This is a genomic window from Agromyces ramosus (assembly GCF_004216665.1).
Classification (GTDB): Bacteria; Actinomycetota; Actinomycetes; order Actinomycetales; family Microbacteriaceae; genus Agromyces; species Agromyces ramosus.
Map to the genome: position 1 here is coordinate 1,109,145 of NZ_SGWY01000002.1, position 11,205 is coordinate 1,120,349.

10 protein-coding genes and 1 pseudogene are annotated in these 11,205 nt (G+C 71.7%); all 11 read right to left on the reverse strand.

What is annotated here, in order from left to right; all coding sequences use genetic code 11:
- Positions 1 to 14 precede the first annotated feature (14 nt).
- Positions 15 to 887, reverse strand: coding sequence for a segregation and condensation protein A (locus EV187_RS11845; protein ID WP_130353208.1), 873 nt, complete (start codon positions 885 to 887; stop codon positions 15 to 17).
- Positions 871 to 1,758 carry a ParA family protein gene (locus EV187_RS11850; protein ID WP_130353209.1) on the reverse strand — a complete coding sequence of 296 codons (888 nt, stop codon included), beginning with the start codon at positions 1,756 to 1,758 and terminating at the stop codon, positions 871 to 873. The genes EV187_RS11845 and EV187_RS11850 overlap by 17 nt, the downstream gene beginning before the upstream one ends.
- 58 nt (positions 1,759 to 1,816) lie before the next feature.
- Positions 1,817 to 2,722: a site-specific tyrosine recombinase XerD gene (gene xerD / locus EV187_RS11855; protein WP_130353210.1), complete on the reverse strand. Its 906-nt coding sequence runs from the start codon at positions 2,720 to 2,722 to the stop codon at positions 1,817 to 1,819.
- Positions 2,719 to 3,360, reverse strand: a complete 642-nt coding sequence (locus EV187_RS11860) for an NUDIX domain-containing protein (protein ID WP_130353211.1) — start codon at positions 3,358 to 3,360, stop codon at positions 2,719 to 2,721. The genes xerD and EV187_RS11860 overlap by 4 nt, the downstream gene beginning before the upstream one ends.
- Positions 3,353 to 5,137 carry a CTP synthase gene (locus EV187_RS11865; RefSeq protein WP_130353212.1) on the reverse strand — a complete coding sequence of 595 codons (1,785 nt, stop codon included), beginning with the start codon at positions 5,135 to 5,137 and terminating at the stop codon, positions 3,353 to 3,355. The genes EV187_RS11860 and EV187_RS11865 overlap by 8 nt, the downstream gene beginning before the upstream one ends.
- A gap of 40 nt (positions 5,138 to 5,177) precedes the next feature.
- Entirely contained in the window at positions 5,178 to 6,878 is a 1,701-nt protein-coding gene (gene recN / locus EV187_RS11870) for a DNA repair protein RecN (protein WP_130353213.1), read from the reverse strand.
- An 87-nt stretch (positions 6,879 to 6,965) separates the two neighbouring features.
- Entirely contained in the window at positions 6,966 to 7,922 is a 957-nt protein-coding gene (locus EV187_RS11875; protein WP_130353214.1) for an NAD kinase, read from the reverse strand.
- Complete coding sequence (locus EV187_RS11880) at positions 7,877 to 8,686, reverse strand: TlyA family RNA methyltransferase (protein WP_130353215.1); 810 nt, start codon at positions 8,684 to 8,686, stop codon at positions 7,877 to 7,879. Before EV187_RS11880 ends, EV187_RS11875 begins: the two co-directional genes overlap by 46 nt.
- 2 nt (positions 8,687 to 8,688) lie before the next feature.
- Positions 8,689 to 8,940 (reverse strand): hypothetical protein, encoded by a 252-nt coding sequence (locus tag EV187_RS11885; RefSeq protein WP_130353216.1) that lies wholly within the window; start codon positions 8,938 to 8,940, stop codon positions 8,689 to 8,691.
- A gap of 57 nt (positions 8,941 to 8,997) precedes the next feature.
- Entirely contained in the window at positions 8,998 to 10,032 is a 1,035-nt protein-coding gene (locus EV187_RS11890) for an HAD-IIA family hydrolase (protein ID WP_130353217.1), read from the reverse strand.
- Positions 10,007 to 11,205 (reverse strand): annotated as a pseudogene (locus tag EV187_RS11895) (primosomal protein); the annotation flags it as partial. The gene EV187_RS11890 and the pseudogene EV187_RS11895, both read right to left, overlap by 26 nt.

An 11,205-nucleotide genomic window follows, 5' to 3' on the forward strand; every position in this document is an offset into this window, starting at 1 on the left:
CGGCGGCATCCGTGTCATTCGTCATAGTCGGCTCCCAGGCTCTCGAGGTTCTCGTCGGTCCACGACTCGGCCGCCCAGCGAAGCGTGAGCTCGCCCAGCGGCTCGAGCTGCTCGAACCCGATCGCCGCGTGCCGGTAGAGCTCGAGCACGGCGAGGAACCGCGCCACGACCACGCCCGGCTGCCCGATGCCCGCGATGAGCTCGCGGAAGGTGACGGGATCGCCGCGCCGCAGCACGGCGACGACGTGGGCGGCCTGCTCCCGGATCGACACGAGCGGTGCATGCAGGTGGTCGAGGCCGACGACTGGGATCTCCCTCGGCGTGAGCGCGAGGGTCGCGAGGGCGGCGAAGTCCTCGGCGCTGAGGGTCCACCGCAGCTCGGGCTCGCGCTGGCGGAACCGCTCCTCGAGCCGCACGATGCGGGCGTGTCGATGCGACTCCGCCTCGAGGTGCGCGGCGAACCACCGCGACGCCTCCTTGAAGGCACGATACTGCAGCAGGCGCGCGAACAGCAGGTCGCGTGCCTCGAGGAGGGCGACGTCCTCGGCGTCCACGAGCTCCCCCTGCGGCAGGAGCCCGGCGACCTTCAAGTCGAGGAGGGTCGCCGCGACCACGAGGAACTCCGAGGCGCGATCGAGCTCCTCCTCGGAGTCGAGGCCGCGCAGGTAGGAGATGAACTCGTCGGTCACGGCCGACAACGAGACCTCGGTGATGTCGAGCTCGTGCTTGGCGATGAGCGAGAGCAGCAGGTCGAAGGGACCCTCGAAGTTCGTGAGGGCGACCCGGAAGCCGGTCTCGGATGCCGCGGTCGCGTCGCCCCCGGCGGGCGCGGTCGCGCCGGCTGCGCCCTCCCCCGAGACCGGAACGGCCTCAGGCGACCGCGCCACGGAAGACCAGCTCCCTCGCGAGCTGCCGGTACGCCTTGGAGGCCTGGTGCTCGGGGGCGAACTCGGTGATCGGGGTGGCGGCGACCGTGGCATCCGGGAACTTCACCGTGCGGGTGATGACCGTCTCGAGCACCTTGTCGCCGAACGCGTCGACCACGCGCTCGAGCACCTCGCGGGAATGCAGGGTGCGCGCGTCGTACATCGTCGCGAGGATCCCGTCGAGCTCGATCGCGGGGTTCAGCCGGTCGCGTACCTTGTCGATCGTCTCGATGAGCAGCGCGACGCCGCGCAGCGCGAAGTACTCGCACTCGAGCGGGATCACGACGCCGTGGCTCGCGGTGAGGGCGTTGACGGTGAGGAGGCCGAGCGACGGCTGGCAGTCGATGAGGATGACGTCGTAGTCGGCGGCGACGCGCCGCAGCACGCTCGCGAGGATCTGCTCACGTGCCACCTCGGTGACGAGGTGCACCTCGGCGGCGGAGAGGTCGATGTTCGCCGGGATCACGTCGAGGCCCTCGGTGCCCGTCTGCTGGATGGCGTCGGCCGGGTCGATGGCCCGCGACAGCAGCAGGTCGTAGATCGTGGGCACGTCGTGCGTCGGCACACCGAGCCCGGCGGAGAGCGCGCCCTGCGGGTCGAAGTCGACGGCCAGCACGCGACGACCGTACTCGGCGAGCGTCGCGCCGAGGTTGATCGTGGTGGTGGTCTTGCCGACGCCGCCCTTCTGGTTGCACAGGGCGATGATGCGGGCCGGCCCGTGCGAGCGCAGCCGCTTCGGCTCGGGGAACTCGCGAAGGGGACGCCCGGTCGGACCGACCTCCGGCTCCAGCGAAAGGATTCCGTCCGCCGGGTCGTGCGTCTGGTGGGTCACGTCTGGTCTCTCTCCTGCATCATGCGAGCCGTGCGTCCGTGCGAGGGCTTGGTCGATTCTAGCGAGCACGTGGGTGGGCAGCCGTGTACATCTCCCGGAGTGTATCGGCTGTGACAAGCGTGTAGATCTGCGTGGTCGCGACCGACGAGTGGCCGAGCAGCTCCTGCACCACCCGAACGTCGGCGCCGCCCTCGAGCAGGTGCGTCGCGAACGAGTGCCGCAGCGTGTGCGGCGAGACGGATGCCCCGAGCCCGGCCCGCTCCGCGGCGCGGTGGATCACGTCCCACGCGGCCTGACGGGACATCCGTCGTCCGCGCAGCCCGAGGAACAGCGCCGGGGTGGAGGGGCCTCGTGCCGACAGCGTGGGCCGTGCACGCACCAGGTAGGCGTCGACGGCGCGCCGGGCATACGATCCGAGCGGCACGACGCGTTGCTTGCCGCCCTTGCCGAAGAGCCGGACGACATCCTCGTCGACGAGGTCGTCGACATTGAGCGACACCGCCTCCGACACGCGCGCGCCCGTCGCGTAGAGCAGTTCGAGCAGCGCCGCGTCCCGGAGCTCGTGCAGTTCCTCGCCGCCCGCCGCATCGATCAGCGCGACGACGTCCTCAACGGGGATCGCCTTCGGCAGGCGCATCGGCAGCTTCGGCGGGCGCAGCTCGCGCGAGACGTCCGCCTCGATGACGCCCTCCTCGGCGAGGAACCGGTGCAGCCCGCGCACCGACGAGAGCACCCGGGCGATCGAGCTCGTCGCGAGCGGTGGCCGTCGATCGGTGCCGAGGTGGCGCACGAAGTCGGCGAGGTCCTGCTCGCGAACGGCTGCGGGTCCGTCCAGGCCGCGGCTCGCCAGCCAATCCGCGTAGAGGCCGAGGTCGCGGCGGTACGAGGTGACCGTGTTGCGTGAGAGCCCGCGTTCCACGGTGAGGTGCCGGAGGTACCCCGAGGTCCACGCGGCATCCGTCATCGCCGGGTCGGCTCCCCGCGCGGCGTCGAGCGGCCGGGCCAGGGGACGTCGGCCGCGGCGAGCGTACTCCATCCGCGTGCCCGCGACGCGTGGGCCGCGAGCACGCCGATGGCGAGCGACGGGTTCTGCACCCGGCGGGCGAGCACCGCGTCGACGCAGGCGTCGAGGTCGACCCACCGGGTCTCCATGTGCGCCTCCTCGTCCTCCCGCGGGTACGCGTCGGGCAGGGCGCGGAGGCCGCGCGCGAGGTAGATGCGGATCGCCTCGTCGCTGCCACCGGGCGACGTGAAGAAGTCGACGAGCACGGCCCACTCGGATGCCCCGAGGTCGCCCTCCTCGGCGAGCTCGCGCTGCGCCGCGACGAACGGGTCCTCGCCGTCGACGTCGAGGAGGCCCGCCGGGATCTCCCACTCGCGCGTGCGCACCGGATGCCGGTACTGCCGGATCAGGAAGACGCGGTCGTGCTCGTCGAGTGCGAGCACCGCGACCGCACCGGGGTGGTCGACGTACTCGCGCACGATCGGCCGACCGCCGAGCTCGAAGGTGTCGCGCCGGAGGTCCCAGACGAGCCCGTCGAACACCCGGTCGCTCTCCCGCAGCGGGAGGTCGACCGGGTCGTCGGCGAGGTCGTCAGCCATTCGCGACGTCGAAGAGGAGGCTGGCCTGCTGGCGCTCGAGGGCGGCGGCCACCAGTCCGCGGAACAGCGGATGCGGGTCGTTCGGGCGGCTGCGCAGCTCGGGGTGCGCCTGCGTGCCGACGTAGAACGGGTGCACGTCGCGCGGGAGCTCGACGAACTCCACGAGGTGCCGGTCGGGCGACATGCCCGAGAAGACGAGGCCCGCACCTGCGATCTGGTCGCGATAGCCGTTGTTGACCTCGTAGCGGTGACGGTGCCGCTCGCTGACCTCGGTCGAGCCGTACAGCTCGGCCGCGATCGAACCGTCGGCGAGCTTCGCGGGGTAGAGCCCGAGGCGCATGGTGCCGCCGAGGTCGCCGCCGGCGATGATCTCGACCTGCTCCTCCATCGTCGCGATGACGGGGAACCGGGTGTCGGGGTCGAACTCGCTCGACGACGCGCCGGGAAGGCCGACCACGTTGCGCGAGTACTCGATGACCATGCACTGCAGGCCGAGGCACAGGCCGAGCACGGGGACGCCGTTCTCGCGGGCGAAGCGCAGCGCGCCGAGCTTGCCCTCGATGCCGCGGACGCCGAACCCGCCCGGCACGCAGATGCCGTCGAGGTGGGCGAGGTGCTTCTGCGCGCCCTCGGGCGTGCGGCACTCGTCCGACGGGATCCACTCGATGTTCACCTTGGTGTCGTTCGCGAATCCGCCGGCGCGCAGGGCCTCCGTGACGGAGAGGTACGCGTCGGGCAGGTCGATGTACTTGCCGACCAGGCCGATGGTGACCTCGTGCTTGGGGTCGTGCACCACGTCGAGGAGGTCGCTCCAGTCCGACCAGTCGACGTCGTCGGCCTTGGTGCCGAGCCCGAGCGAGTCGATGATGTAGGCGTCGAGCCCCTGGTCGTGCAGCATCGTCGGGATGTCGTAGATGGACGGCACGTCGACCGCGTTCACCACGGCCGCCTCGTCGACGTCGCACATGAGGGCGATCTTGCGCTTGTTCGACTCGGTCACGGGGCGGTCGCTGCGCAGCACGAGCGCGTCGGGCTGGATGCCGATCGATCGCAGGGCGGCGACCGAGTGCTGGGTGGGCTTGGTCTTCTGCTCCCCCGACGCGCCCATGTACGGCACCAGGGAGACGTGCACGAAGAACACGTTCTTGCGGCCGAGCTCGTGGCGCACCTGGCGTGCGGACTCGATGAACGGCTGCGACTCGATGTCGCCGACGGTGCCGCCGATCTCGGTGATGATGACGTCGGGCTTCGGGCTCTCAGTCGCCTGCAGGCGCATCCGGCGCTTGATCTCGTCGGTGATGTGCGGGATCACCTGCACCGTGTCGCCGAGGTACTCGCCGCGGCGCTCCTTCGCGATCACGGTCGAGTAGATCTGGCCGGTGGTGACGTTCGCCGCCTGGCTCAGGTTGATGTCGAGGAACCGCTCGTAATGACCGATGTCGAGGTCGGTCTCGGCGCCGTCGTCGGTCACGAAGACCTCGCCGTGCTGGAACGGGTTCATCGTGCCCGGGTCCACGTTCAGGTATGGGTCGAGCTTCTGCATGACGACCCGGAGTCCCCGGGCGGTCAGGAGATTGCCCAGGCTCGCCGCCGTGAGTCCCTTGCCCAACGAGGAAACGACACCACCGGTCACGAAGATGTGCTTGGTCGTGTCGTTCAAAATGTCTGTGCTCGAAAGAGCTCTACCGCGTTCATCCACCACGGGCTTATAGTCTAACCCACGTTCGCCGTCGCCCACGCCGACATGCCCCACGCGTTCCCCCTCATCCCGCGACATCCGACGGATGCCGCGTCTCCGGCGGCCTCGGCCGCCGCCGTCACGCCGCGCGATCCGCGGCGATCTCCAACAGTTCGCGCGCGTGCGCGAGCCCGCTCTCCGAATCCGTCAGGCCCGACAGCAGTCGGGCCATCTCGGCCTCACGGTCGGCTCCGGAGAGCTGCCGCACACTCGACGACGTCACCTGGCCGTCGGTTCCCTTCACCACGCTCAGGTGGTTCGTGGCGAACGCCGCGACCTGCGCGAGGTGCGTGACGACGATGACCTGGGACTGCTCGGCGAGGCGGGCGAGCCGCCGGCCGATCTCGATCGCCGCCGCGCCGCCGACGCCCGCATCGACCTCGTCGAAGACGAACGTCGGCACGGGGTCGCTGCCGGCGATCACGACCTCGATCGCGAGCATCACCCGGGAGAGCTCTCCGCCCGACGCGCCGCGGGAGACCGGGCGGGGCTCGGCGCCGGGGTGGGGTCGCAGCAGGATCGCGACCTGGTCGCGGCCGTGTGCGGCCGGCTCATGGTCGGGGTCAACGCTCACGGTGAGGCGCGCATCGGGCATCGCGAGTGCCGCGAGCTCCGCGGTGACCGCGTCGGCGAGGCGCGATGCCGCGTCGATGCGCAGCTCGGTGAGCCGGCCCGCGAGCCGGTCGACCTCCGCCTCGAGCGTCGCGACGGATGCCTCCAGGCCGTCGATGCGCTCGTCGTCGCCGTCGAGCTCGACGAGTCGGAGCCCGCCCGAGCGTCGGAAGTCGAGCACCTCCTCGAGCGTGCCACCGTGCCGCCGCACGAGCGCCGTGAGCAGCGCCCGCCGCTCCTGCACGACCTCGAGCTCGCGCGCACCGTCGGCGTCGAGCCCGGCGAGATAGCCGGCGAGCTCGGTCGCCGCGTCCGCGAGGAGGAAGCCGGCGCTCTGCAGCACCTCGGCGATCGGTGCGAGTGCGGCATCGTGCTCGACCACGCGGTCGAGGTGCCGACGAGCGCTGTCGACCAGCGCCACCGCATCGGGGGCGCCGTCGACGAGGTCCTCTGCCGAGACGAGTGCCCTCGCCTGCGCCGCCGCCAGGCGCAGCTCCTCGAGATTGGAGAGGCGGTCGGCGCGTTCCGCGAGCTCGACGTCCTCACCGGGCTGCGGGTCCGCGGCCTCGACCTCGTCGAGCGCCTCGCGGAGGTCGGCGGCCTCGCGGGCGCGAGCCTCGTGCGCCGCTCGGAGGCGCTGCAGCTCCGCGGCATCCGTTCGCCATGCCCTGAACGCCGCGTCGTACTCGCCGAGCGCGAGCTGCAGCGGAGTGCCGGCGAAGCGGTCGAGTGCGTCTCGCTGTGCGGCTGCCGACCGGAGTCGCTGCTGGTCGGCCTGGCCATGCACCACGACGAGCTCATCGCCGAGTTCGCCGAGCACCCCCACCGGCGCGCTTCGCCCGCCGACCACGGCACGACTGCGACCCTCGGATGACACCGAGCGACCGAGCAGCAGCTCGCCGCCCTCGACGTCGCCGCCCGTCTCGGCGACGCGCTCGGCGATCGCGCCATCGTCGGGAACGAGCCAGCGGCCCTCCACCCAGGCCTGCTTCGCGCCGGATCGCACCGCGCCGGCGTCGGCGCGCGCACCGAGCAGCAGGCCGAGCGCGGTCACCACCATCGTCTTGCCCGCGCCGGTCTCGCCGGTGACCGCCGTGAAACCGGCGCCGAGCGGCAGCGTGGCCTCGGCGATCACCCCGAGATCGCGGATGCCGAGCTCCTCAATCAACGCAGACCTCGCTCAACGCCGACCCCACTCATCGCGGCCCTCGCTCGATGCATCCCTCATTCGACGCATCCTTCACTCGACGCGGGCTCAATCACGGCCCACCGGCCCACGCCAGCCTGTGACGGGCAACTGGAACTTGTTCACGAGTCGGTCGGTGAATGGCGCCTCGTGCAGCCGGGCGAGCCGCACCGGCACCGACGACTTGCGCACGATGACGCGCGCACCGGGCGGCAGGTCGAAGGTGCGACGACCGTCGCACCAGATGACCGCCGCCGCCTCGGTGCGCTGGAGGATCTCGACCGCCAGCGACGAGTCGGCGCCCACGACGAGCGGGCGGGCGAACAGTGCGTGCGCGCTGAGCGGCACGAGCAGGAGCGCCTCGAGGCTCGGCCAGACGACCGGACCGCCCGCGGAGAAGGAGTACGCCGTGGAGCCCGTCGGCGTGGACATGACGATGCCGTCGCATCCGAACGACGACAGCGGACGGCGGTCGACCTCGACCACGACCTCGAGCATGCGCTCACGCTCGGCTTTCTCGACCGTGGCCTCGTTGAGCGCCCAGCTCTCATAGACCACGTCGTCGCCGAGCTTCGCACGTACCGACAGGGTCATGCGCTCCTCCACGGCGTAGTCGCGGGCGAGCGCCCGCGCCACCGTGTAGCCGAGATCGTCGCGCTCGCTCTCGGCCAGGAACCCGACGTGACCGAGGTTGACGCCCAGGAGGGCGACGGGGTACTCGCGCATGAGCTCGGCCGCGCGAAGGATCGTGCCGTCGCCACCGAGCACGATGACGAGCTCGATGAGGTTCGGGTCGATCTCCTCGAAGCGCTTGACCGCGCCGTTCAGCTCGGGAACGAACGCGTGCACCTCGTCCCAGTGCTCCGCGGCGATCACCGGCACGGCGCCGGCCGCGAGGAGCTGGGCGCACACCTCGCTCGTCGCCTCGAGGGCGGACTGACGGCCGGTGTGGGAGACCACGAGGAAGTGCCGTGCGTCGTTCACGCGTTCGCGCCTCCCGTCACTTGCTCCACTCGACGCATCCATTCTGTCGGATCCATGCCACGCGACGCGCTGAGGTGGACGAGGTATTCGTGGTTGCCATGGCTGCCGGCGATTGGGGAGGACAGGACGCCCGCAGTGCCCAGCCCGAGGTCGAACGCCGCCCAGAGCACGTTCGCGACCGCCTCGGACCGGAGCGCAGCGCTGCGCACGACGCCCTCCCGCACTCCCCCGCGGCCCACCTCGAACTGCGGCTTCACGAGCAGCACGAACTCCGCGTCGTCGGCCGCGGTGGCGCGGAGGGCGGGCAGCACGGTCGTGAGCGAGATGAACGAGAGGTCGGCGGTGACGAGGGAAGGCGGCTCGGCGACGCCAGTGAGCTCGGCGAGCACGTCGCGATCGAGGTTGCGAACGTTGCACCCCTCGACCAGGACGAGGCCGGGCGCGTCGTGCAGTTCGGGCGCGAGCTGCCCGTGGCCCACGTCGACCGCGAGCACGGTGCGCGCACCGCGTTCGAGCAGGACCTGGCTGAACCCGCCGGTGGAGGCGCCGGCATCGAGCACGACCCGGCCGGCGGGGTCGACGGCGAACTCGTCGAGCGCCGCGAGGAGCTTGTGGGCGGCGCGGCTCACGTAGTGATCGGATGCCGCGACCTCGAGCATCGCCGACTCGGCGACCTTCAGCGCCGGCTTCACCACGGGCCGACCGTCGACCGTGACCACGCCGGCGGCGATGAGCGTCGCGGCGTGGGTGCGGGACCGGGCGAGTCCGCGCGCCGCCAACGCCGCATCGAGGCGCTGATCGGGCATCGTCAGCTCGACCCGCGCGAGGGGTCGGACTGCTCGAGCTCGGACCGGAGGCGGTCGGCGAGGGCCTGGTAGCCGGGTGCCCGCTCCGCGAGCGGCCGCGACTCGATGTCTTGCAGGGCCGCTCGAGTGTCGTCGGATGCCGCATCGTCGGATGCCGGGTCGCCGGCGTCGGTGGTCGGGGCCGCAGCTGCGGCATCCGTCGCCGCACTCGGCTCGAGGGCGTCGGGCTCGAGGCGCTCGTCGTCAGTGCTCACCCGACCAACGGTACCCCGAGCAGGCGACCACGGCGGCGAACCGCCTTCGCACGCGTCTCAGGCGTAGAGCGCCGACGGCACGTCGAGCGCGTGGATCGCCGTGCCCGACTGCCATATGGCCGCGCAGGCCGCTCGGAGCAGGTCGAGCCCGCCGTCGCCCTCGGACACGATCACGACGCGGCGTCCCTCGACCCGTACTCGAGCGTCACCGACGCGCACCGCGCCGCCGCGCACGGACTCCACCACCGGGTACGGTTCGTGCAGCCCGCGCAGGTCGCCGAGGATGAAGTCGGGTCGGCTCGCGGCATCGGCCGCGAGCACCTGCTTCGCCCGGTCGATGCCGGTCAGCACGACGGCGCTCGCCATGCCCGCCCGATTGGCGCCGAGGATGTCGGTGTCGAGCCGGTCGCCGACGACCAGCGGACGCTCCGCGGCGAACCGTCGCCTGGCCTCCTCGAAGATCGGCGTCTCGGGCTTGCCGGCGACCTCGGGGAACCGGCCGACCGCGGTGTGCACGGCGGAGACGAGCGTTCCGTTCCCGGGCGCGACGCCGCGGGCCACGGGGATCGTCCAGTCCATGTTCGTGGCGATCCAGGGAATGCCGGCCGTCTCGGAGTCGGGCCCACCGTGCGCGTTCAGCGCGAACGAGGCCTCCGCCAGCTCGCGCCAGCCGACCTCGGGCGCGAAGCCCTGGACGACCGCGGCGGGCCCGTCGTCGGCCGAGCGCGTGACGCGGAACCCGCGCTTCTCGAGCTCGGACACGATGCCCTCGCCACCCACCACGAAGATGAGCGATCCGGGTTCGACGCGCGCCTCGAGCAGGTGCATCGCCGCCTGAGGCGAGGTCACGACGTCGTCCGGTGCGACATCGAGGCCGAGGTCGGCGAGGTGGCGCGCCACGGACGCGTCGCTCCGCGACGCGTTGTTCGTGATGTACCCGACGGGACGTTCGGCCTTGGTGCGGTTGAGGCTCTCGACGGCGTGCGGGATCGACCCCGCGCCGGCGTACACGACGCCGTCGAGGTCCGCGAACACCGCGTCGATACCCTCGAGCGGCGTGGTGGCCTCAGTCCTCGTGCGGAACAGGCCCATCGGGCTCGCCCTCGTCCTCGTCGGTGCCGGTGTCCTCGGCGTCGGCGTCCTCGTCGCGCCCCAGCGCTTCGCCCTCGGCGAGCACCTCCGCAACGTCGTCCTCCAGCACGGCGCCCGGGTCATCCGGATCGGCCTCAGCGGTTGCCTTCGGCCCATCGGATGCCGCGACTCGGTCGTCGTTCGCGGGGGGTGCGGGCTCATGCTCATCGACCTCGTCGAGCTCCACCTCGTAGATCTCCACGAGCTCCGCCTCGGCCGGGCCGCCGAGCGCTTCCTCCGCGCGGTCGGCTCGTGCGCGCCACGCGCCGGCCTCGGAGTCGCGTCCGAGCTCCTCGAGCACCTCGGCGTACGCCGAGAACAGGGCCGGGCTGTACGAGAAGGCACGGTCGGGATCGAGCTGCGGGATCTCGAGCTCGGCGAGGGCGAGCTCGGGCTGTGCCAGGTCGAGGCGGGCCCCCGACATCGCGATCGCGAGACCCACCTGCACCGTCGCGGGCAGCTCCTTGCGGTCGACCTCGCGACCCACCTCGAGCGCCCGGTCCGGGCGGCCGACGCCGCGTTCGCTGTCGACCATGAGCGGCAGCTGGTCGTTGCTCCCCGAGATCCGGCGGTACGTGCGCAGCTCTCGCAGAGCCAGCACGAAGTCGCCGGTCGCGTACGCGGTGATCGCGAGCGTCTCCCGCACGACCGCGATGCGGCCGGCACGGCGGGCGGCGGAGATCGCGTGCTGGTGCGCCAGCTCGGGGTCGTCCTCGAGCAGCTCGGATGCCGCGACGAGGTGCCGTGCGACCCAGTCGGCGTTGTCCTTGCTCAGCGTCTTCAACTCCGCACGCGCGCCCTTGTCGAGGTCGCGCGCCTGGATGCGCTCGGGGATCTCGGGATCGTCGTGGCGCGGCCGCACCGCGAGGTTCGCGGCGCCCGAGGTGTCGCGGGGTGCGTCGCGGTGCAGGTCGCGGTCGGTGGGTCGTGTACTGCGTTCGCCGCCACGGCGGTCATCGCCGCGCTGCCCGGAGCCGGAATGGGGGCGCTTCGCGCCGCGGTCACCCGAGTACGGACGCTTCTCGCCACCACCCGAATACGGACGCTTCTCGCCACCACCCGAATACGGACGCTTCTCGCCACCACCCGAATACGGACGCTTCTCGCCACCACCCGAATACGGACGCTTCTCGT

What these genes read in the sequence shown, in the direction of transcription:
- xerD (WP_130353210.1), bottom strand. Translation starts at nt 2,722, where the DNA reads ATGACGGATGCCGCGTGGACCTCGGGGTACCTCCGGCACCTCACCGTG.
- EV187_RS11860 (WP_130353211.1), bottom strand. Translation starts at nt 3,360, where the DNA reads ATGGCTGACGACCTCGCCGACGACCCGGTCGACCTCCCGCTGCGGGAG.
- EV187_RS11865 (WP_130353212.1), bottom strand. Translation starts at nt 5,137, where the DNA reads ATGTCGCGGGATGAGGGGGAACGCGTGGGGCATGTCGGCGTGGGCGAC.
- EV187_RS11875 (WP_130353214.1), bottom strand. Translation starts at nt 7,922, where the DNA reads ATGGATGCGTCGAGTGGAGCAAGTGACGGGAGGCGCGAACGCGTGAAC.
- EV187_RS11880 (WP_130353215.1), bottom strand. Translation starts at nt 8,686, where the DNA reads ATGCCCGATCAGCGCCTCGATGCGGCGTTGGCGGCGCGCGGACTCGCC.
- EV187_RS11890 (WP_130353217.1), bottom strand. Translation starts at nt 10,032, where the DNA reads ATGGGCCTGTTCCGCACGAGGACTGAGGCCACCACGCCGCTCGAGGGT.